Here is a 20,941-nt window from a genome sequence, read left to right on the forward strand (position 1 = left end):
CGGATAAAGTCAAAATCCCGGTGCTATCGCCGGGTCGTCAGTCGACGGACGCCTCGATCGCCTCCATGTCGTCGTCGGACATTCCGAAATGATGGCCGATCTCGTGGATCAGGACGTGGCGGACGATGTGCCCAAGACTCTCGTCGTGCTCGGCCCAGTAATCCAGGATCGGACGGCGGTAGAGCCAGATCATGTTGGGCAGCCGGGGCAGGTCGTCATTGCTGCGAAACGGCAGTCCCGTGCCCTGGAACAGGCCGAGCAGGTCGAACTCGCTTTCGGCCTGCATCTCGTCGAGCACCTCCTCGGTCGGAAAGTCGTCGACCCGGATGATGACGCCCTCGCAAAGCCTGCGAAAATGCTCGGGCAGACGCTCGAACATCTCGTGCGCCATGACTTCCATGTCGGCGAGCGATGGGGCTTTCAGATCCGTCCACATTGCCGCCTTCTAGCCTGGCTTTGATCATCTTGCATCTTGGTTCTATGACATGTGGGGCGGCGCCGGTTGACGCAGGGGATGAAAACGGCGACCGTCTTGGCGCGCGAATTGGGGGTTGGGGACAGATGAGACAGATGTCGATGGTGCTGGCCGGGACGGCGCTGGCCGCGGCGGTCGTGATCTCGATCTCGGCGGGAGCGCAAGCGGAGCAGGCCGCGGGCGTACGCGGCGCCGTCCAGAGCGAGATGAGCACGGATCTCTCCGCACAGCGCCGGCAACGACGAATCCAGATCTATCCGCGCTACGAGGGTCATTGGCAGCCGGACGTGGTGCCGCGCTTCAATCCGGGTCCGAACGCGGTTCGTGTATGCGATGCCACCTATGTTCCAGAGCATCGGCCGAGCGGCACCGTGATCGTCCCGCATATGAGTTGCGTCTGGCGACGCGGCTGACTCCTGGGTCCCGCGCACTGATCGGCTCGGCAAGCGCGCACGTGATTCGGTCGCGATCGCGACGGTGCCTGATGTTACCGTCCGGACACAGTGCCGATATGTCGCGCACTGCGGTGGAACCATGTGCGACATATCGGCATTCTGCTCCTGCGCAGGTCTTCATGTCCCATTCACGTCGCTCGTTCGAGACTGGTCTGCGTCGCGCTGCTGCGGCCGCCCTTCAGGCAACTGACAAGGCGGAATGTACGGTGCCGGACGTGATGTCAGGCGATCGAGGGAGAAGTTCATGACTGTGATGAAGCTGTTGGGCATCGCGGCGGTTGGCGCCGTTCTCGCGATGGCTGCCCCCGCCGAACGCGCGCAGGCGCTGTCGCTGATCAATCCGGGCGCCGCGACCGCGGTGCAGCAGGGCACGGTGCAGGAGACCACGCAGGTGCATTGGCACGGCCGCCACCATTGGCATCCCCGGCGCTACTACTATCCTCGGCATTACTATCATCCGCGGCATCACTGGCGGCCGCATCACTACGGATATCGCCATCACGGCCGCTGGTAAGCCGCGCTTTCCGGCCGATCGAGACAATGACCGAAATCAAACAGGCCCGCATTGCGGGCCTGTACGTTGATGGGGGCTGGCAACGAGGTTCGCCATGAAACCATCAGTCAACAGAACCTGGCTCGGGATCGGCATCGTCACGGTGGCGATGCTGCTCGCGAGTTCCGCTGCCACCTCTCCTGTCGCCGCAGGCCCCGCCGTCACGCAGGCGCGTCAGACCGCAACGGATCCTGGCCCGCGCCGGGAGGGTCGCAGAGTGAAGCCCGTGGTGTCGACGGCGGAGGTGCCCCACTATCTTGACCGTCCCACGGACTACGCGCCGGCCTATCCGCCGGGCCCCTTGGTTCTGTTCACGCCGTTCTACGATTGAGGCCATGTCAGCGCGTCGCGTTCGCGGAGCAAATGCCTGCGCGTGGTTAGTTGCGAAGTCCCCGCACGAGCAGCGCGTCAGCCCTTGCGTCGGCATCCGTGATCCTGAGTTGCAGGACGACCTAGAGGCTCACGTGCATCTCCTCTGCCGCGACGCCACGCCGCAGATGCGCGTGCACCGTGCATCACTGACGAGCATCATTCATGCCGCATTCACGTCGCTATCTCTACGTTCATGTTGGGGCGCGCCAATCCACCGATCGGACGACCAGCATCGGCGCTGCATGGGTCCATCGTTGCACGGCATTCAGGGAGAAGGGACCATGATGAGGATGAAGGACCAGCGCGCTGGTCTGGCTCGTCGCCTCAGTCTTGCGGCGGCGACATTGTTTCTCTTGGCCGGCGCGTCCGGCCGGCCGGCGCTTGCGATGTCGCCGGTGAGTCCCGGCGCCGGGCCTGCGACGCAGGCGCCCTCCGACGTGTTGGCCGTTCAGGTCCGAGGACCCGGCGGCCATGGCGGGGGTGGCGGCGGTGGACATCCCGGCGGTGGTGGATTTCACGGCGGACCGGCCTTCCACGGCGGCGGCGGTGGCCCGGCGTTCCATGGCGGCGGCGGCCACGCCTTCGGAGGCGGTGGTCCGCGTCCCGTCTTCCACGGCGGCGGCCCGGCCTTTCACGGCGGATTCGGCCCGCGGCCGGTGTTCCATGGCGGCGGCTATCATTATCGTCCGCACTATGCCTACCGGCCGTACTTCCATCACCACCGCCGGCACTTCTACGGCTATCGCAGCTACTACACGCCGGTCTATACGTCGGGCTACTACTATCCTTATCGCCGTTGTCGCGTCGTCTGGACCTATTACGGGCCGCGCCGCATCTGCCACTATCGGCGTTGGCGGGGTCATCACTGGCGTCCTCATCACCGGTGGCATCATCGCCACCACCGGCACCATTGGCGCTACTACTGACGGTGTCTGAAGTTCGAACGAGACAGGGAAGGACGCTCAACGGCGTCCTTCTCTCATTTCAAGGGGATGAGTGGGGCGCGGCGGTCAGAGCCAGTCCTTGAACTGCCAGTTCCTCACGCTCAGCTTCCAAGGCACCAGCGTCTCCAGGCGCCATTTGGCAAAGCGGCCGGGCGGCCAGTTCGACAGCCGCCGCTCCTCCCTCGGAGCCTCGGGCTGGGCAATGATCTTGGCGGGCGGCGTCTTCCGGCGCTGGCGCGTCGCATCACGGATGAGGTCGACGTATTCCGGCTTGTCGGCCATGTCAGGCTCCTCGGCACGTTCCTCTGCAGACGCAGCGCGTCCGGCGGTAGGATTGTGCGCGCTGAGACTTAAGAAGCCATTGCCGAACTGTGTCGATGTTGAGGTGAAATGAAAAACGCGACGGCTTGGTGAAGCCATCGCGCTCGTTTGTAGACCGGCCGCCGTGCCGGATGTGAAGCAGCGAGATGACGTCAGCGCCAGTCGCGCACGTCGACGAAGTGCCCTGCGATCGCGGCCGCCGCAGCCATCGCGGGCGACACCAGGTGGGTGCGGCCCTTGAAGCCCTGGCGTCCCTCGAAATTTCGGTTCGAGGTCGAGGCGCAGCGCTCTTCGGGCGCCAGCTTGTCCGGGTTCATGGCGAGGCACATCGAGCAGCCTGGCTCGCGCCATTCGAAGCCGGCCTTGATGAAGATCTTGTCGAGGCCCTCGGCTTCCGCCTGCTCCTTGACGATGCCCGAGCCCGGCACGACCATCGCATTGACGTGGCCGCTGACGGTCTTGCCTTCGGCGATCTTGGCTGCGGCGCGCAGATCCTCGATGCGACCGTTGGTGCACGAGCCGATGAAGACGCGGTCGAGCTTGATGTCGGTGATCTTCGTGCCCGCGGTCAGGCCCATGTACTTCAGCGCGCGATGCTTGGAGATGCGCTTGGCCTCGTCGGCGATCTTGTCCGGATCGGGCACAACGCCGGTTACCGAGATCACGTCCTCGGGCGAGGTGCCCCAGGTCACGATCGGCGGCAGCTTGACGGCGTCGAGCCGGAGCTCATGGTCGAAATGCGCGCCGTCGTCGGAGCGCAGCGTCTCCCAGTAGCGCATCGCCGCATCCCAGGCCGCGCCCTTCGGCGCCTTGGGACGGCCGCGCAGGAAGTCGAACGCCTTCTGGTCGGGCGCGACCAAGCCGGCTCGTGCGCCGCCCTCGATCGACATGTTGCAGACGGTCATGCGGCCTTCCATCGATAGCGCGCGGATCGCCTCGCCGGCATATTCCAGCACGTAGCCGGTACCACCCGCGGTGCCGATCTCGCCGATGATGGCGAGGATGATGTCCTTGCCCGTCACGCCGTCCGGCAGCACGCCGTCAACCGTGACGCGCATGTTCTTCGCCTTCTTCTGGATCAGCGTCTGCGTCGCCAGCACGTGCTCGACCTCGGAGGTGCCGATGCCGTGCGCCAGCGCCCCGAACGCGCCATGCGTCGAGGTGTGGCTGTCGCCGCAGACGATGGTGGTGCCGGGCAGCGTGAAGCCCTGCTCCGGGCCGATGACATGGACGATGCCCTGGCGGCGGTCGAACTCGTTGTAATATTCGATGCCGAATTCCTTGGCGTTCTCGGCCAGCGTCTTGATCTGCTCGATGCTCTCCGGATCAGGGTTCGGCTTGGTGCGGTCGGTGGTCGGCACGTTGTGGTCGACGACGGCGAGCGTCTTCTCCGGTGCATGCACCTTGCGGCCGGTGGCGCGCAGGCCTTCGAACGCTTGCGGCGAGGTGACCTCGTGCACCAGGTGACGGTCGATGTAGAGCAGGCAGGTGCCGTCCTCGGCTTCGTGCACCAGATGGTCGTTCCAGATCTTGTCGTACAGCGTGGTCGGTTTCGACATGAGCGAATGCTCCCGGGAATTTAAGGTTTGAAACAGGACGCGTGAGGGGCACGCGTGAACAATCAGGAATGGCGCTGCGGCTTACAGCGCGCGCCTAAGCTCTGATGTTGCCGAGGTGGCGAAGCGTCCGAAGAACCGCCCGGGCAGCCGGCGGCGATCGTCGATGACGACGCGGCGACAGGCCATGCTGGTGCGATCTAGAACCATTTCAGAGGGATATATAGCACGCACGCCGGGGAGTGCGAGATGCGTTTGTCGCGGTGAGGACGCGCGATCTCTCCGCCGCCATTCCGGGCGCGTCGAAGACGCGAACCCGGAATCCCGAGGTGATCAGGCCATCTCGAGATTCCGGGCTCAGCCCCTTCGGGGCTGCCCCGGAATGACAGCAGCGTAAAAGAAAAAGCGCGGGACCAGCCCGCGCTCTCCGTCAACCCACTGAAAGCAACGATTACTCGTTGACGGCGGTCTGCTGGCGGTCCTGCTTCTCGACGATGCGGGCCGACTTGCCGCGCAGCTGACGCAGGTAATACAGCTTGGCGCGACGCACCTTGCCGCGGCGCACGACCTTGATCGAGTCGATCATGGGGGACAGTATCGGAAACACGCGCTCCACGCCCTCGCCATAGGAGATCTTGCGCACCGTGAAGCTCTCGTTGATGCCGCCGCCGGACCGGCCGATGCAGACGCCCTCATAGGCCTGCACGCGCGTGCGCTCGCCTTCGACCACCTTCACGTTGACGATCACGGTGTCGCCTGGGCCGAACTCCGGAATGGTCTTGTTGGCGGACAGCTTGTCGAACTGCTCTTTTTCGAGCTGCTGAATCAGGTTCACGGGTAAATCTCCATCGGCGGCGCGCCCAGCCGGGTCACGCGGGGGCTGCGCTTGTTCCTGCCGTCACTTGCGGAATTGGGCGCTCCTATAAGCCAAAGCGCGAGGCTTGTCACCCGTCTGTCGTGCTTTTTGGCTCTTTTTGGCCGGTCCCTCTTTGTTCTCGGCCGTCGCGCGCCTGCCAATCGGCCCACAAATCCGGCCTTCGCGCTTCAGTCAGCGCCTCGGCCTGGGCGCGGCGCCAAGCGGCGACCTTGGCGTGGTCACCCGAGGTGAGCACATCCGGAATGGTCCGGCCTTCGAATAGTTGGGGCCGGGTGTATTGCGGGTATTCAAGTAGGCCATCGGAAAAACTCTCGTCGGTGCCCGATTCGAGCTTGCCCATCACGCCTGGGAGCAGCCGGACGCAGGCGTCAATCAGCACCAGGGCGGCGATCTCGCCGCCCGACAGCACGTAGTCGCCGATCGAGACCTCGGTCAGCGCGCGGGCATCGATGACGCGCTGGTCGATGCCTTCGAAGCGACCGCAGACGATCAGCGGACCTGGGCCAGCGGCGAGGTCGCGGACGAAGGCCTGTGTCAGGGGCCGACCGCGCGGACTCATCAGCAGCCGCGGCCGCTCAGGCGCGATGGTAGCGGCGTCGATCGCGGCGGCCAGCACGTCGGCGCGCAGCACCATGCCGGGCCCGCCGCCGGCGGGGGTGTCATCGACGCTGCGGTGCTTGTCGGTGGCCGACGCCCGGATGTCGCGCGCCTCCAGCGCCCAGATGCCGGACGCCAGCGCCCGGCCGGCCAGGCTGACGCCAAGCGGCCCTGGGAACATCTCCGGGAACAGGGTAAGCACGGTGGCGTGCCAGGGCGTGGGAGGGGCGGAAGGCGAAGCGGTCATGATGCTCTGTTACGGCACCGGCGCGGTGAGATCGAGCCCCCGCAGCGGCGCTGGCCAACTGATGCAACTCTCCATTACCGGTGTCGTCCCGGACAAGCCGTGACGCGTACCCGCGCGTCGCGGCGCCGATCCGGGACCCATACTGCGTGATGTTTGAAACAGGCAGGCGGTCAATCCCGCGTGAACCAACCAGCTGCGGTGGTTATGGGTCCCCGCTTTCGCGGGGACGACGAGCGGAGTTTGAGGCGGCGTCGTCTTGATCCGAGGCCAACTCATCCGAGGCCGATTCATCATCGCCCTCGATCTCCGCTGGCAGCTCGATGATCACGCGGCCGCCGGCAAGATCGACCGTCGGCACCACCGCATTGGTGAACGGCAGCATCAATGTGTTGCCCGAGGGCGGGGCGATCTCGATGATGTCGCCGGCGCCGAAATTATGGATGGCGAGCACGCGGCCGAGCTGCGCGCCGTCAGCGGTCTCCGCGGCGAGGCCGATCAGGTCGGCGTGGTAGTATTCGTCGTCAGCCGTCTCGGGCAGGCGGTCTCTGGGCACGTAGAGCTCGAGCCCGTTGAGGCGTTCGGCCGCATTGCGGTCGGTGACGCCCTTGATGGTTGCGACCAGATGGTCCTTGGCCTCGCGCGCTTTCGCGACCTCGAACGAACGGCTGCCGTCCTTGGTCGTGAGCGGGCCGTAATGCAGCACGGCCAGCGGATCCTCGGTGAAAGCCCATAAGCGAACCTCGCCGCGCACGCCGTGCGCGGCGCCGATTCTGGCGACACAAATGAGCTTGGACATCAGCGTGCCTCGTCCTTCGAGACGCGCTCGAACGCGCGCTCCTCAGGAGGAGGAGCCAGTTCCTCATGCTGAGGAGCACGGCGCAAGCCGTGCGTCTCGAAGCATGAGTCCGCGCTCGTCAACGACCTTAGCCCTTGGCGGCGGCTTCGGCCTGCGCCTTGCGCTCCTTGCGCGGCACGGCCTTGATCGGGTTCTGGCGGGCTTCGCGCTTCTTGACGCCGGCGGCGTCGAGGAAGCGGGCGACGCGGTCGGACGGCTGCGCGCCCTTGGCGAGCCAGCCCTTCACCTTCTCCATGTCGAGCTTGAGGCGCGCCTCGTTGTCCTTCGGCATCAGCGGATTGAAGTAGCCGAGACGCTCGATGAACCGGCCGTCACGCGGGAAGCGCGAGTCGGCGACGACGACGTGATAGACCGGGCGCTTCTTGGTGCCGGCACGGGCGAGACGGATAACGACGGACATGAAAGTTCTCCTTTGAGGTCGATATATCGGTTTGAAAGTTGGAAGAGGTCGTCATTGGGAGCGAAGCGAAGCAATCCAGAGCGGCGTGCGCGACTCTGGATTGCTTCGCCGTTTCGCGCCTCGCAATGACGGGAGTGAGATCATTTCTTCTTCCCCGGAGGGAGGCCAAGACCAGGAAGCGTCGGCTTGCCGCTGAGACCGGTGAGGCCGGGGAGATTCGGCAGTCCGCCGCGCAGGCCGGCGGGCAGATCCTTCGGCAGGTTCGGCAGCCCGCCGCCGGGCATGCCACCCGGCATCTTTTCCGCAAGCGCCTTGAGCTGATCCGGTGACGGCATGCCGCCACCGCCGCCAAAACCCATCGCCTGGGCGATGCCAGCCAGCGGGCCGCGCTTGCCGGAACCCATGGCCTTCATCACGTCGGCCATGTTCCGGTGCATCTTGAGCAGCTTGTTGACGTGCTCGACGCTCTGGCCGGAGCCGGCGGCGATGCGCTTCTTGCGGCTCGCCTTGAGCAGGTCGGGATGCTTGCGCTCCTCGCGCGTCATCGAATCGATGATCGCGACCTGGCGCTTGAGGATCTTGTCGTCGATGCCAGCGGCGGCGATCTGGTTCTTCATCTTCGAGATGCCGGGCATCATGCCCATCAGCCCGCCGATGCCGCCCATCTGCGCCATCTGCTGCAGCTGCTCGCGCATGTCGTTGAGGTCGAACTGGCCCTTGCGCATCCGCTCGGCGGCGCGCGCGGCCTTCTCGGCGTCGATGTTCGCCGCGGCCTTCTCGACCAGCGAGACGATGTCGCCCATGCCGAGGATGCGGCCGGCGATACGCGAGGGATAGAAATCCTCTAGCGCGTCGGTCTTTTCGCCGGTGCCGAGCAGCTTGATCGGCTTGCCGGTGACGGCGCGCATCGACAACGCCGCACCGCCACGGCCGTCGCCGTCGATACGGGTCAGCGCGATGCCGGTGAGGCCGACGCGCTGGTCGAAGGCGCGGGCGAGATTGACGGCGTCCTGGCCGGTCAGCGAATCCGCGACCAGCAGCACCTCGTGCGGGTTGGCGACCGCCTTGATCTCGGCGGCCTCCTTCATCATGTCCTCGTCTAGCGTGGTGCGGCCGGCGGTGTCGAGCAGCACCACGTCGTAGCCGCCGAGCTTGGCGGCCTCGATGGCGCGGCGCGCGATCTGCGGCGGCATCTGGCCGGCGACGATCGGCAGCGTCGGGATGTCGAGGTCGCGGCCGAGCACCGCGAGCTGCTCCATGGCGGCCGGACGGTAGACGTCGAGCGAGGCCATCAGCACCTTGCGCTTGTCGCGCTGGACCATGCGGCGCGCGAGCTTGGCGGTGGTGGTGGTCTTGCCGGAGCCCTGCAGGCCGACCATCATGATCGGCACCGGCGGCACGGCGTTGAGGTCGATGGTCTGGCCGTCGTCGCCGAGCGTCTTGACCAGCTCGTCATGGACGATCTTGACGACCATCTGGCCGGGGGTGACCGACTTGACGACGGTGGCTCCGATCGCCTGCTCGCGCACGCGCTCGGTGAAGCTGCGGACGACCTCCAGCGCGACGTCGGCCTCGAGCAGCGCCCGGCGGACCTCGCGCATCGCGGCGTCGACATCGGCCTCCGAGAGCGAACCACGCCCCGTCAGCCGATCGAGAATGCCGCCAAGCCTTTCCGACAGATTGTCGAACAATGCCGTTTTCCTTTGCCCTTGTCAGGCGCTCGCTATGTCTCTCACCGTCATGCCCCGCGCAGGCGGGGCATCCAGGACGCCGTGGCGCCTCGGTCGGAACCGCGCCGTCCCGGAGCACTGGATCACCCGCCTTCGCGGGTGATGACAGCGTGTGCTTCAGCAGATGGTGCCGAAACGGAAATCCCAAACAATTTTGCGCCCGAGGGCGCATAGCGCTGTCGGGCGGTGACCTCCGGCCTCCAGGGCCGGGCGGTGGCTCGAAAAGTGATGCTTTTCGAAATTCGGCGGGGTTTAAGCCTCAGCGCGCGGAAAAGTCAAGGAAACTTGCTCCGCGCCCTGCCGTTGCCGGACTGCGCTGGGCCGCTTACCTCTTGCCGCAGTTCAGCTTTCCTCGCGAGGACGACCTTGCTGCGCCGTTCCAGGACCTATTCCGGCCCCGTCACCGACCATTTCGACGGCAAGCGCTTCTACGATCCCGACGGCGTTCCGCCCAAATCCCTGTCCCAGGTGCTGCGCTGGCAGTTCGACCGCAACCGCAAGCGTTCCCGCTGGCCGTCCTGGGCGGCGAGCCCGCACGCCGACACGCCGCCGCACCGGATCGACGGCGAGACCGTGCGGCTGTCCTTCATCGGCCACGCCAGCTGGCTGGTCCAGACCGGCGGGCTCAACATCCTGGTCGATCCTGTCTGGTCGGAGCGGGTGTCGCCATTCGCGTTCGCCGGTCCCCGGCGGCACAATGATCCCGGCATCGCCTTTGAGGGGCTGCCGCATATCGACGTCGTGCTGGTGTCGCACGGGCACTACGATCATCTCGACCTCCGGACCTTGTCGAAGCTGACCGCGCGCTTTTCGCCGCGGGTCGTCACGCCGCTCGGCAACGACCTTACGATGATCGACGCTGACTCCAAGATCCGCGCCGAGGCCTATGACTGGCACGATCGCGTGACGCTGAACGAGGAGGTCGCCGTGACCCTGGTGCCGACGCGGCACTGGACGGCGCGCGGGCTCTTCGACCGCAACAAGGCGCTGTGGGCGAGCTTCGTGCTGGAGACGCCGCGCGGCAGGGTCTACATCGTTTGCGATTCCGGTTACGGCACGGGCAAGCATTTTCGCCGCGTCGCGGAGCAGCACGCGCCGATCAGGCTCGCCATCCTGCCGATCGGCGCCTACGAGCCGCGCTGGTTCATGCGCGACCAGCACATGAACCCGGAGGACGCCGTCCAGGCGCTGCAGGATTGCGGCGCGGAGGCCGCGCTGGCGCATCACCACGGCACGTTCCAACTGACGGACGAGGCGATCGATGCGCCGGTCCACGCCTTGCACGCCGCGCTCGACCAGGCCGGCATCCCGCGCGAGCGGTTCGGCGTGCTGAAGCCGGGGCAGGTGGTGGAGATCTGACTCGCTGTCGCAACCACAAAAGGTGTCGTCCCGGCGAACGCCGGGACCCATCACCACCGGATCAAGTTTTGCGAAGATCAGCAGCTCCATCTCGCACGACAACATCCGCTGCGGATTATGGGTCCCGGCGCGTTGGCCGGGACGACACCGAGTTTGTCGTCGCGCTGTGGGTTCACGACCCCGCGTGAATGGGCCGCGCCGAAGGGAGTGCGCCTCACTGCCCCGGCTTGATCGCCCAGGTCACGTTGACCGTGATCGACAATGTCTCCTCGCCCTGCGCCACCGGGGTCGGCGTCGCGGCCATCGGTGCGGCGAAGGTCTTGGCGCGGAACACCGGAGCGGGCGTGCCGTCCTCGGAGATGCTGAGCGGCTGGCCCAGCGTCACGCCGGCGGCCTTGGCGTAGATCTCGGCCTTGCGGCGGGCGTCTGCGACGGCCTTCTCGCGCGCCTGGTCGAGCAGCTTGGACGGCTCGGCGACGCTGAAATAGATGTTGCCGACATCGTTGGCGCCGGCCGCGACCAGCGTGTCGATCACGCTGGCGACCTTGGCGACGTCGCGTACCTTGATGGTGACGCGATTGCTGGCGCGATAGCCGGTCACGGCCGGCTGGGCCGGCCGGTTCTGCGCATATTGCGGCTGCAGCGACAGCCGCGAGGTCTGATAGTCCTTGTCGGCGATCCCCGCCTGCTTGAGCGCCTGCAGCACCTTGGCCATAGCGGCGTTATTGGCCTCGGCCGCCTCGCGCGCGGTCTTGGCGTCGGACGCCACGCCGGCGTCGATCTGCGCCAGATCCGGCGGCGCCGACACGCTGGCTTCGCCGCTGACGGTGATCGCCGGCGTGTCCTGCCGGGCGATGTCATCCGCGAGGGCGGGCATTGCGAAGCTGGTCGCGAGCGCGACCGCGAGGATGGGTCTGATGATCATGGTGCTCACTTCAGCGGCACGTAGACGTTGATGACGAGCTTGTCTTCGGCCGTCTTCAAGGGGTCGGTCAGGTACTCCTCGATGAAGGTGTCCTTGGCCTCCAGCCGGCGCTCGTCGAGGTGGTTGGTGATCGCCTCGTAGGTGTTGTCCATGTTGTCGTAGGAGCCGCGATGGACGAACTTCAGCGCCTTGCCCTCGGGCGACTGGCCGATGCTCATGCCCTTGCCGAGCGTCTTCGGCTCCTGCTCGATCGGCATCTCGGCCAGGAAGGTGAAGCCGGTGTCGTCGGTCGAGGTGTAGACGATCATGCCGTTGCCGGCGGGCTTGATGCCCTGCTTGTCCAGCGTGGCCGACAGCGTTTTGAAGGAGTCGATCAGCGTTTCGAACGCATTGTCCCAATTGGCGGTGCCCTTGACGAGGACAACCTTCTTCGCCTCGAGCTTGATCTCGTCGCCGAAGGCGTCGGCCGCCTGGGCTGGCGGCGACGTGGCCGGGGACTGGGCCGCGGTCGGAGATGACGACGGCGAGGGGCTCGCGCTGGCGGCCGGCATCGGGCTGGTCGCGGGCGCCGGACTGGCCGACGCGGCAGGCGCAGGAGAGGCCGGCACCGCCGGGGCCGGTAGCGCGCTCGGGGCCGGTGCGGGCGTGGCTGAGGCCGCCGGAGCCGGCGAGGCCGACGGCGCCTGGGCCCGGGCGAACGTACCGCCGAGCAGAAGCGCGACCGAGCTCACGGCCAGAACGAGGCGGAAAGTGCTGAGATTCATTCGACTATTCTCCAGTGGCCGTGCTGCTTTGCCCGGTTCGTGCCGGCGAATGAACCGGTCCTAACATGCTCGGCGGCGCGGCGTCCCATGACAGATGCGTCATGTCGCTCTGCAGGCTGGTCAATGCCGCGCCATTCGCCATATAAGGCGGACACAATTTGGATATTTTCATGAGCGCGCTGGCCAACCACAGCTTCGTCAAGATGAACGGGATCGGCAACGAGATCGTCGTGGTCGATCTGCGCGACGTGAAGCATGTCGTCACGCCGGACGAGGCGCGGGCGGTGGCATCCCGGGTGCCTTACGACCAGCTGATGGTGCTGCAGCCGCCGCGGCTCGACGGCACCGAAGCGTTCATCCGCATCTACAACAACGATGGATCGGAGTCCGGCGCCTGCGGCAACGGCATGCGCTGCGTGGTGCGCCAGGTGTTCGGCAAGACCGGCCAGACCAGCGCGACGTTCGAGACCCGCGCCGGATTGTTGAACTGCTGGCAGGGGCCGGCGCCCGACCTCTACACCGTCGACATGGGCGTGCCGAAGTTCGGCTGGCAGGAGATTCCGCTCGCCGAGGAGTTCCGCGACACCCGCTACATCGAGCTGCAGATCGGGCCGATCAATGCCCCGATCCTGCATTCGCCCTCGGTCGTCAACATGGGCAACCCGCACGCGGTGTTCTGGGTCGACGACGTCAATGCCTATGATTTGGAGCGCTTCGGGCCGCTGCTGGAGAACCATCCGATTTTCCCGGAGCGTGCGAACATCACGCTCGCCCACATCGTCGATCGCGACCACATCACGATGCGCACCTGGGAGCGCGGCGCGGGGCTGACCAAGGCCTGCGGCTCGGCGGCCTGCGCGACCGCGGTCGCGGCTGCCAGGCTGAAGCGCGCCAACCGGATCGTGCAGATGACGCTGCCCGGCGGCGAGCTCACGATCGAGTGGCGCGAGCGCGACGATCACGTGCTGATGACGGGCACCGCCGCATTCGAGTTCGAGGGGCGGTTCGAGCCGTCGATGTTCGCCAGCGTCGCATGAGCGTCGACGTCGTCACCTTCGGCTGCCGCCTGAACGCGTTCGAATCCGAGCTGATCGCGAAACATGCCGAGGCGGCTGGCGCCGATGACACCATCGTCATCAATAGCTGCGCCGTCACCAACGAGGCCGTGGCGCAGGCGCGGCAATCCATCCGCAAGCTGAAGCGCGAGCGCCCGGCGGCGCGCATCGTCGTGACCGGCTGCGCCGCGCAGACGCAGGCCACCATGTTCGCTTCCATGCCCGAGGTCGACCGCGTCATCGGCAATGACGACAAGCTGCAGCCCGACGCGTGGCGTGCGACGACACAGGCGCTGGCCGTGCCACGCTTCGGCATCGATGCGTCCGAGAAGGTCGCCGTCTCCGACATCATGGCGGTGACGGAGATGGCGCCGCATCTGGTCGATGGCTTCCAGCGCGGCCTGCCGCGTGTCTTCGTCCAGGTGCAGAACGGCTGCGACCATCGCTGCACGTTCTGCATCATCCCGTTCGGCCGCGGCAATTCGCGCTCGGTGCCGATGGGCGCCGTGGTCGATCAGGTGCGCGCGCTGAGCGAGGGCGGCCATGCCGAGATCGTGCTGACCGGAGTCGACCTCACGAGCTATGGCGCGGATCTGCCGGGCGCACCCAAGCTCGGCCGGCTGGTGAAGCGGATCCTGCGCCACGTGCCCGAGCTGAAGCGCCTGCGCATCTCCTCGATCGATTCGATCGAGGCGGATGCCGACCTGCTCGATGCCCTCGCTGATGATGCGAGGCTGATGCCGCATCTGCATCTGTCGCTGCAGGCGGGTGACGATCTGATCCTGAAGCGCATGAAGCGGCGGCATGCGCGCGCCGATGCCATCGCATTCTGTGCTCAGGTGCGCCGGCTGCGGCCGGACATCGCGCTTGGCGCCGATCTGATCGCGGGCTTCCCGACCGAGACCGAGGAGATGTTCGCGCGCTCGCTCGATCTCGTCGAGGAATGCGAGCTGACCTTCCTGCACGTCTTTCCCTATTCGCCGCGGCCGGGCACGCCGGCCGCGCGCATGCCGCAGGTGGACGGCACCGTCATCCGCGAGCGGGCGCGGCGGCTGCGGACTGCGGGCGAAGCGGCGCTGCGGCGGCGGTTGGAGCAGGAGATCGGCTGCCTGCGCGAGGTGCTGATCGAGAGCGAGACGCAAGGCCGGACGGAGCATTATCTGCCGGTGGCCGTAGCGGGTCACACGATGGGCACCGTGCAGCGCCTCACGATGTCAGGTCATGATGGGGGCAGGCTGTTAGTCCTGCCCCCGCCGTCATCGCCGGTTGAACCGGGCGATGACGGCGGTAGGTGTGGTGCGAGCCCAGGTCTCGCTTGCGCCTGATGGCGGGCTCACTCCCCGTTCCACCCGCACATCCTGAGTCGCTCATGCATGTGCACCGGCGCCGGCGCCACCACGTGTACCGGCGGCTTGTTTTTCGACAGCGGGATCGAAATCTCGCGCGCGTGCAGATGCAGCCGCGGCTCGCCGAAGCGCGGGCCGTTGCCGTAGATGTTGTCGCCGACGATCGGCCAACCCGACGCAGCCGAATGCACGCGCAATTGATGGGTGCGGCCGGTCACTGGTTCCATGGCGAGCCAGGTGAGTCGCGCACTGCGATTGGAGTGCACTGACTCTACACCCGGCAGCTGCGCTCCCTCCTCCCTTGTGGGGGAGGGCTGGGGAGGGGGGGGGCTCCAAGCGACACTGCCCGTGGGGACCCCCACCCCCGACCCCTCCCCGCCGGCAGGCGGAGGCGGGTCGTTGCCACGAGTGAGAGGGGAGTTCAGGGATAGACTGGCAAGAGAGTATGACCGCCCCAGCACGCGCCATTTCGTCACCGCCGGCTGCCCTTGCGGATCCGGCTTCTGCCACCATCCGCGCTCGGCGTTGAGCTTGCCGAGCGGCAGCTCGATCACGCCCTCATTAGCGTCAGGCCCGCCCTCGACCACCGCCCAATAGGTCTTCGAAATCTTGCCGTGCTTGAACAAAAGCCCGAGCGAGGCCGTTGCCTTGCGATGACGGCCGAGCACCAGACAGCCCGAGGTTTCCTTGTCGAGCCGATGCGCCAGCACCGGCGGGCGCGGCAGGCCGAAGCGCAGTGCGTCGAACGAGGCTTCGAGATTCGGTCCGCCCTTTGGTCCCTTGTGCACGGGAATGCCGGCCGGCTTGTCGATCACCAGCATCAGCCCGTCGCGATGAAGCACGCGGGCGAGCATCTCCTCGTCGCTGGGTTGGTTAATGTCCATGGAAACCGTAACGCGGGTGTGAGCTTTCGTTTGCGAATGGAAAGGGCTAACACCACGCCATGAACGATACCACCTCCGAAACACCCAAGCTGTCGTGGTGGCGGCGGCTGTCCGCGGGCCTGAAGCGCACCTCCGGCGCGCTCGGCACGGCCGTGGCCGATCTCGTCACCAAGCGCAAGCTCGACCGCGCGATGCTGGACGACATCGAGGACGTGCTGCTGCGCGCCGATCTCGGTACCCAGGTCGCTGCGCGGATTGCGGAGGCCGTCGGGACCGGCCGCTACGACAAGGCGATCAGCGCCGACGAGGTGAAGGCGGTGGTCGCGACCGAGGTCGAGAAGGTGCTGTCGCCGGTGGCGAAGCCGCTCGAGATCGCGCCGGGCCACAAGCCGTTCGTCATTCTCGTCGTCGGCGTCAACGGCTCCGGCAAGACGACCACCATCGGCAAGCTGGCCGCGAAATTTGCGTCCGAGGGCAGGCAGGTGATGCTGGCGGCGGGCGACACGTTCCGCGCCGCCGCCATCGAGCAGCTCAAGGTCTGGGGCGAGCGCACCAAGGCGCCGGTCATCGCCGGCGCGCAGGGCTCGGACGCGGCCAGCCTTGCGTTCACCGCCATCACCGCGGCCAAGGAGCAGGGCCGCGACATTCTGTTGATCGACACCGCCGGTCGTTTGCAGAACAAGGCCGAGCTGATGAACGAGCTCGAAAAGGTGGTGCGTGTCATTCGCAAGGTCGACGCGTCGGCGCCGCATGCGGTGCTGCTCGTGCTCGACGCGACGGTGGGACAAAATGCGCTGTCGCAGGTCGAGGCGTTTCATCGTACGGCAGGCGTCACCGGTCTCGTGATGACCAAGCTGGATGGCACGGCGCGCGGCGGCATCCTGGTGGCGCTGTCGGAGAAGTTCAAGCTGCCGGTGCACTTCATCGGCGTCGGCGAGGGGGTCGACGATCTCTCCCCGTTCGCCGCCAAGGATTTCGCGCGGGCGATTGCGGGAATCGAGGATTGACGTCACGGTGCGGCGCGCCTGCGAGCCTTTCCGCCCGTTGCGCGCCTCCTCCGCCACGAGACATCAGAGGCTACTGGATCATCCGCGGCCGCGGATGATGACAGCCAACGGGACATGGAATGGACAAGACCCAGCCGCATCCGCTGTTCAAGCTCGCGACCGAACTCGGTCCGCTGATCGTGTTCTTCGTGGTCAACGCCAAGTTCAATCTGTTCGCTGCGACCGGCGCGTTCATGGTGGCGATCATCGCGGCGCTGATCGCGTCCTATGTGGTGACGCGGCACGTGCCGCTGATGGCGCTGGTGACCGCCGTCGTCGTCATCGTGTTCGGCACGCTGACCCTGGTGCTGCACGACGAGACCTTCATCAAGGTCAAGCCGACCATCATCTACTGCCTGTTCGCGGCCGTGCTCGGCGGCGGTCTGCTGTTCAACCGCTCCTTCATCGCGATCATGTTCGATCAGATGTTCAACCTGACGGCTGTGGGCTGGCGCATCCTCACCTTCCGCTGGGCGCTGTTCTTCGCGGCGATGGCGGTGCTGAACGAGATCATCTGGCGCACGCAGAGCACCGATTTCTGGGTCGGCTTCAAGGCTTTCGGGGTTGTGCCGCTGACCATGATCTTCGCCATCGCCCAGATGCCGCTGATCAAGCGCTACCACCAGGACCCGGCGTCGCTCGAAGCCAGCGATGCGGCCGAGGGGGATGTGAGCAAGGGGTAGCTCCGCCGTGCCCTCTTTGCGAGGAGCGTAGCGACGAAGCAATCCAGGGCTGCGCGAGGACTCTGGATTGCTTCCCCGACCCGTTGGCTAGCAACGACGCCTGAACTACGATCCCGCCTTCAACGCCTTCTCGATCTCCGGCTTCAACACCGCATCGATGTTCTGCGCCGTGATCGGGCCGACCAGCTTGTAGACGATGGTGCCCTCGCGTCCGACCACGAAGGTCTCGGGCACGCCGTAGACGCCCCATTCGATGCCGGCGCGGCCATTGCCGTCGACGCCGACGACGTCATAGGGATTGCCGTGCCGGCCGAGGAAGCGGCGGGCGTTGTCGGCGCCATCCTTGTAATTGATGCCGATGATCTGAAAGCGCTTGTCGCGGCCGAGCTCGACCAGCAGCGGCGCCTCGTCGTGGCAGGGCACGCACCACGATGCCCAGACGTTGACGATGCTGACCTTGCCCTTGAGCGCGGCCGGATCGAGTCCGGGCACCGGCGTGCCGTCTCTGGCCAGCTCCGGCAGCGGCGGCAGCGGTGTGGCCGGCGCCGGACGGCCGATCAGCGCCGACGGAATGCGCGACGGATCGCCGTTGCCGAGGCGCGACCAGAACAGCGCCGCCAGCCCGAGGAACACCACGAGCGGCAGCAGCATGAGGAATGAGCGGCGGCGCGGCGCCGGCTCTGTCGCAGCCTGTTCAGTCATTGAATGTCCGTTGCCGCGCGGCCGGAACGGCGGCTGATGCCGCTGTCCTCGAGCGCGCGCAAGCGCGCCTTCTGGGTGCGGTAGTCGATGGCGATCCAGCCGATCAGCACCACCACGACCAGCGCCGCCGCAAGATAGGAGGTGGCGATGAAGGAGGTATAGGGGCCGAGGTCCATATCAAGCCGCTCCCGCGATCTGGCCTGCCGGATCGTCGGCTGGTGCGGTCGTCGTGTAGGCGCGCGCCTGCATCATCTGCAGGCTGCGCACACGACGACGCAGGATCTCGTTGCGCATCGCCGCGACATGCAGCGTCACGAACAGGAACGTGAACCCGATTGCCATCACCAGCAGCGGGATCAGGAATGATTTGTCGAGCGCCGGACCGCCCATCCGCATCACCGACGCGGGTTGATGCAGCGTGTTCCACCAGTCGACTGAGAACTTGATGATCGGCAGGTTGATGGCGCCAACCAGCGTCAGCACGGCGGCAGCACGGGCGGCGCGGGTGGGATCCTCGACCGCGCGCCACAGCGCCATCAGGCCGAGATACATCAGGAACAGGATCAGCACCGAGGTCAGCCGGGCATCCCACTCCCAATAGGTGCCCCACATCGGCCGGCCCCACAGCGAGCCGGTGAGCAGCGCGAGGAACGTGAAGCTGGCGCCGATCGGGGCGGCGGCCTTGGCGGCGACGTCGGCGAGCGGATGCCGCCATACCAGGGTGCCGAGCGAGGCGATGCTCATGACGCCCCAGACGAACATCGACAGCCACGCATTGGGCACGTGGATGAACATGATCTTGACGGTCGCGCCCTGCTGATAGTCGTCGGGCGCCAGCGCCGAGAGGTACAGGCCGGCAGCCAGCAGCGCGGTCGTGACCAGCGCCAGCCACGGCAGCAACCGTGCGGCGAGGCCGAGGAACCGGGTGGGATTGGCAAGGTCGATCAGCGACATGAGACCCTTGTTAAAGGCGGAAGCGGTTGCAGGCAATCAGCACGGCGCCACCAGGTAAGAGTTGATCATGGTCAAACCTCGGCGGGCGGTGGGTCAATCCAGCCCGTTCCGCAAGCTTGTCGCAGCGGCGAACGGGCCGATCACGAAACTCACCAGCGACAATGCGCACAGGATCGAGAATGGCGCCCCGAACGGAAGCGGACCGACGATGGCCGCCTGCGACGCCGCGACGCCGAAGATCAGCACCGGGATCGATAGTGGCAGCACCAAGACCGCCAGCAGCAGCCCGCCGCGGTGCATGGTCACCGCCAGCGCCGCACCGATCATGCCGATGAAGGTCAGGGCAGGCGTGCCCGCCAATAGCGTCAGCGCGACGGCGCCGGTGGCGGTGGCGTCGAGATTGAGAAGCAGTCCGAGCACGGGCGTCGCGATCACCAGCGGCAGGCCGGCGGCGAGCCAGTGCGCCAGCGCCTTGGCGGCGCAGGCCAGCTCCAGCGGTGTCCGGCTCATCACGACCAGGTCGAGCGAGCCGTCCTCGTGGTCGGCGGTGAACAGCCGGTCCAGGGTGAGCAGGCTGGAGAGCAGGGCACCGAGCCAGAGGATGGCGGGGCCGAGCCGAGTCAGGAGCGCCAGATCCGGCCCGACCGCGAATGGCATCAGCACCACGACGGTGAGGAAGAACAGCACGCCGATCAGCGCGCCGCCGCCGATGCGCAGCGCGATCCGGATGTCGCGGCGGATGAGGGCACCGAGCGCGGTCATGCGGGGAGGGCCTTGGCTGATTGCTTGATGGCAGATGGTGAGCCACGCTCCCTCCACCCGCAAACTGCGCTCCCTCCCTCCTTGTGGGGGAGGGCTGGGGAGGGGGGTGGCTCCGGGTGACGCTGCCGTTGTGGACGCCCACCCCCGACCCCTCCCCGCAAGGGGGAGGGGTCGGCGCGCCGATGGGACGTTGGTTGGTGCGACCGAATCTCGTCAAACAAGTTAGAGCGCGTCGTGGGGCACCCCCCTCCCTGACCCTCCCCCACAAGGGGGGAGGGAACGGAGAGAGCGGTGGGTGGGACTGCGAAGAGGCGAGAGGGAATCATCGAGCCTCCCCGATCCGCAGCTCGCGCGTGGCGATGCCGAGCGGTCCATGTGTCGCGGCCACGATCAGCCCGCCGCCAGCGAGATGCTCGCGCATCAGGCCGGCGAACATCGCCTGTCCGGCGATGTCGAGCGCGGCGGTCGGCTCGTCCAGCAGCCACAGCAGGCGCGGCACGGCCAGCAGGCGCGCCAGCGACAGGCGGCGGCGCTGGCCGGCGGACAGATAGGCGGCGGGCAGGTCGATGGCGTGCGCGATGCCCACCGCCGCCAAACAGTCGGGGATCGGCCGCGTGACGCCGCCGCCGAGGAATTCGGCCCAGAAGGTCAGGTTTTCGCGCACGCTGAGCGCCGGCTTCAGCGCGTCGCGGTGGCCGAGATAGTGCGCCTGCTCGGGCACCGTCAACTCGCCTTCGCCGCCCTCGATGGCGATGGAGCCGCCCGCCGGCAGCAGTAGGCCGGCGATCAGCCGCAGCAGTGATGTCTTGCCCGCACCATTGTGTCCGGTCACCGCCAGCGCCTCGCCCGCGAGCGCTTCGAACGCAAGTCCTGCGAACACCTCGCGGCCGCCGCGCACGCATCTGACGTCGCGGCCGAACAGTTTCGGAGACAGTGTTGGAGAAAGCTGCATGGCCCGTCGTGACAGCCCTTACGAAATTGATGGCTAGCGCGTGAGAATTTGTGGGTGATGCCACGTCGCGGCTTGCTTGTGGCTGTGGCGGCGCAGTTAGAAAGCTTCTATAAGCCCGACCTTGAT

The 20,941-nt window shown here is 66.7% G+C and carries 25 protein-coding genes; 9 read left to right on the top strand and 16 right to left on the bottom strand.

Annotated elements, in window-relative coordinates; translation table 11 throughout:
- Positions 1-37: 37 nt before the first annotated feature.
- Positions 38-436, bottom strand: coding sequence for a metallopeptidase family protein (locus QX132_RS24015; RefSeq protein ID WP_315740677.1), 399 nt, complete (start codon positions 434-436; stop codon positions 38-40).
- A gap of 143 nt (positions 437-579) precedes the next feature.
- Between QX132_RS24015 and QX132_RS24020 the strand changes: the two genes are divergently transcribed.
- From QX132_RS24020 to QX132_RS24035, 4 genes are all read left to right on the top strand, one after another.
- On the top strand, positions 580-888 hold the full coding sequence (locus QX132_RS24020; RefSeq protein WP_409997714.1) for a hypothetical protein: 309 nt from the start codon (positions 580-582) through the stop codon (positions 886-888).
- Positions 889-1,174: 286 nt separating this feature from the next.
- Positions 1,175-1,444 (top strand): hypothetical protein, encoded by a 270-nt coding sequence (locus tag QX132_RS24025; RefSeq protein WP_315777297.1) that lies wholly within the window; start codon positions 1,175-1,177, stop codon positions 1,442-1,444.
- 94 nt (positions 1,445-1,538) lie between these two features.
- Positions 1,539-1,814 carry a hypothetical protein gene (locus QX132_RS24030; protein ID WP_315740680.1) on the top strand — a complete coding sequence of 92 codons (276 nt, stop codon included), beginning with the start codon at positions 1,539-1,541 and terminating at the stop codon, positions 1,812-1,814.
- Positions 1,815-2,136: 322 nt separating this feature from the next.
- On the top strand, positions 2,137-2,781 hold the full coding sequence (locus QX132_RS24035) for a hypothetical protein (protein WP_316163063.1): 645 nt from the start codon (positions 2,137-2,139) through the stop codon (positions 2,779-2,781).
- 84 nt (positions 2,782-2,865) lie between these two features.
- On the opposite strand, the gene QX132_RS24040 is transcribed toward QX132_RS24035, so the two are convergent.
- The 7 genes from QX132_RS24040 to ffh all read right to left on the bottom strand — a co-directional run bounded on the left by QX132_RS24040 (position 2,866) and on the right by ffh (position 9,344).
- Positions 2,866-3,081: a hypothetical protein gene (locus QX132_RS24040; RefSeq protein ID WP_315770559.1), complete on the bottom strand. Its 216-nt coding sequence runs from the start codon at positions 3,079-3,081 to the stop codon at positions 2,866-2,868.
- Between the two features lie 191 nt (positions 3,082-3,272).
- A complete protein-coding gene (leuC, locus tag QX132_RS24045) occupies positions 3,273-4,679 on the bottom strand; it encodes a 3-isopropylmalate dehydratase large subunit (RefSeq protein WP_315777296.1) in 1,407 nt (468 codons plus the stop codon).
- 448 nt (positions 4,680-5,127) lie between these two features.
- The gene (rplS, locus tag QX132_RS24050; protein WP_015663536.1) at positions 5,128-5,511 is read right to left on the bottom strand and encodes a 50S ribosomal protein L19; all 384 of its coding nucleotides are present in this window, start codon (positions 5,509-5,511) and stop codon (positions 5,128-5,130) included.
- Positions 5,512-5,620: 109 nt separating this feature from the next.
- Entirely contained in the window at positions 5,621-6,397 is a 777-nt protein-coding gene (gene trmD, locus QX132_RS24055; RefSeq protein ID WP_316163064.1) for a tRNA (guanosine(37)-N1)-methyltransferase TrmD, read from the bottom strand.
- Positions 6,398-6,599: 202 nt separating this feature from the next.
- Positions 6,600-7,193: a ribosome maturation factor RimM gene (rimM, locus tag QX132_RS24060; protein WP_315797892.1), complete on the bottom strand. Its 594-nt coding sequence runs from the start codon at positions 7,191-7,193 to the stop codon at positions 6,600-6,602.
- A gap of 127 nt (positions 7,194-7,320) precedes the next feature.
- Positions 7,321-7,653 carry a 30S ribosomal protein S16 gene (rpsP, locus tag QX132_RS24065; protein ID WP_008964221.1) on the bottom strand — a complete coding sequence of 111 codons (333 nt, stop codon included), beginning with the start codon at positions 7,651-7,653 and terminating at the stop codon, positions 7,321-7,323.
- 140 nt (positions 7,654-7,793) lie between these two features.
- A complete protein-coding gene (gene ffh / locus QX132_RS24070; RefSeq protein WP_315797891.1) occupies positions 7,794-9,344 on the bottom strand; it encodes a signal recognition particle protein in 1,551 nt (516 codons plus the stop codon).
- A gap of 405 nt (positions 9,345-9,749) precedes the next feature.
- Between ffh and QX132_RS24075 the strand changes: the two genes are divergently transcribed.
- Positions 9,750-10,742 (top strand): MBL fold metallo-hydrolase, encoded by a 993-nt coding sequence (locus tag QX132_RS24075; protein ID WP_315797890.1) that lies wholly within the window; start codon positions 9,750-9,752, stop codon positions 10,740-10,742.
- A gap of 214 nt (positions 10,743-10,956) precedes the next feature.
- Here the strand turns inward: QX132_RS24075 and QX132_RS24080 are convergent, their stop codons facing one another.
- Positions 10,957-11,667, bottom strand: coding sequence for an SIMPL domain-containing protein (locus QX132_RS24080; protein ID WP_315797889.1), 711 nt, complete (start codon positions 11,665-11,667; stop codon positions 10,957-10,959).
- Positions 11,668-11,672: 5 nt separating this feature from the next.
- The gene (locus QX132_RS24085) at positions 11,673-12,431 is read right to left on the bottom strand and encodes a GyrI-like domain-containing protein (RefSeq protein WP_315797888.1); all 759 of its coding nucleotides are present in this window, start codon (positions 12,429-12,431) and stop codon (positions 11,673-11,675) included.
- A 170-nt stretch (positions 12,432-12,601) separates the two neighbouring features.
- Between QX132_RS24085 and dapF the strand changes: the two genes are divergently transcribed.
- Both dapF and mtaB read left to right on the top strand, forming a co-directional pair.
- Positions 12,602-13,468: a diaminopimelate epimerase gene (gene dapF / locus QX132_RS24090; RefSeq protein WP_315757130.1), complete on the top strand. Its 867-nt coding sequence runs from the start codon at positions 12,602-12,604 to the stop codon at positions 13,466-13,468.
- A complete protein-coding gene (gene mtaB, locus QX132_RS24095) occupies positions 13,465-14,811 on the top strand; it encodes a tRNA (N(6)-L-threonylcarbamoyladenosine(37)-C(2))-methylthiotransferase MtaB (RefSeq protein WP_316163065.1) in 1,347 nt (448 codons plus the stop codon). The genes dapF and mtaB overlap by 4 nt, the downstream gene beginning before the upstream one ends.
- Before the next feature lie 8 nt (positions 14,812-14,819).
- Here the strand turns inward: mtaB and QX132_RS24100 are convergent, their stop codons facing one another.
- Positions 14,820-15,716 carry an RNA pseudouridine synthase gene (locus QX132_RS24100; protein WP_316163066.1) on the bottom strand — a complete coding sequence of 299 codons (897 nt, stop codon included), beginning with the start codon at positions 15,714-15,716 and terminating at the stop codon, positions 14,820-14,822.
- A 59-nt stretch (positions 15,717-15,775) separates the two neighbouring features.
- On the opposite strand from QX132_RS24100, the gene ftsY reads away from it, so the two are divergent.
- Both ftsY and QX132_RS24110 read left to right on the top strand, forming a co-directional pair.
- Entirely contained in the window at positions 15,776-16,723 is a 948-nt protein-coding gene (gene ftsY / locus QX132_RS24105) for a signal recognition particle-docking protein FtsY (RefSeq protein WP_316163067.1), read from the top strand.
- A gap of 119 nt (positions 16,724-16,842) precedes the next feature.
- Positions 16,843-17,445 (top strand): septation protein A, encoded by a 603-nt coding sequence (locus QX132_RS24110; RefSeq protein WP_315740693.1) that lies wholly within the window; start codon positions 16,843-16,845, stop codon positions 17,443-17,445.
- Between the two features lie 105 nt (positions 17,446-17,550).
- Here the strand turns inward: QX132_RS24110 and QX132_RS24115 are convergent, their stop codons facing one another.
- The 5 genes from QX132_RS24115 to ccmA all read right to left on the bottom strand — a co-directional run bounded on the left by QX132_RS24115 (position 17,551) and on the right by ccmA (position 20,815).
- Entirely contained in the window at positions 17,551-18,147 is a 597-nt protein-coding gene (locus QX132_RS24115; protein ID WP_315811917.1) for a DsbE family thiol:disulfide interchange protein, read from the bottom strand.
- Positions 18,144-18,323, bottom strand: a complete 180-nt coding sequence (gene ccmD, locus QX132_RS24120) for a heme exporter protein CcmD (RefSeq protein ID WP_315740695.1) — start codon at positions 18,321-18,323, stop codon at positions 18,144-18,146. Before ccmD ends, QX132_RS24115 begins: the two co-directional genes overlap by 4 nt.
- 1 nt (position 18,324) lies before the next feature.
- Positions 18,325-19,101: a heme ABC transporter permease gene (locus QX132_RS24125; RefSeq protein ID WP_315740696.1), complete on the bottom strand. Its 777-nt coding sequence runs from the start codon at positions 19,099-19,101 to the stop codon at positions 18,325-18,327.
- Between the two features lie 93 nt (positions 19,102-19,194).
- Positions 19,195-19,863 (bottom strand): heme exporter protein CcmB, encoded by a 669-nt coding sequence (ccmB, locus tag QX132_RS24130; RefSeq protein ID WP_315740697.1) that lies wholly within the window; start codon positions 19,861-19,863, stop codon positions 19,195-19,197.
- A gap of 322 nt (positions 19,864-20,185) precedes the next feature.
- The gene (gene ccmA / locus QX132_RS24135) at positions 20,186-20,815 is read right to left on the bottom strand and encodes a heme ABC exporter ATP-binding protein CcmA (RefSeq protein ID WP_315797884.1); all 630 of its coding nucleotides are present in this window, start codon (positions 20,813-20,815) and stop codon (positions 20,186-20,188) included.
- Between the last annotated feature and the right edge of the window lie 126 nt (positions 20,816-20,941).

This window comes from Bradyrhizobium sp. SZCCHNRI20481 (genome assembly GCF_032485055.1).
GTDB lineage: Bacteria > Pseudomonadota > Alphaproteobacteria > Rhizobiales > Xanthobacteraceae > Bradyrhizobium.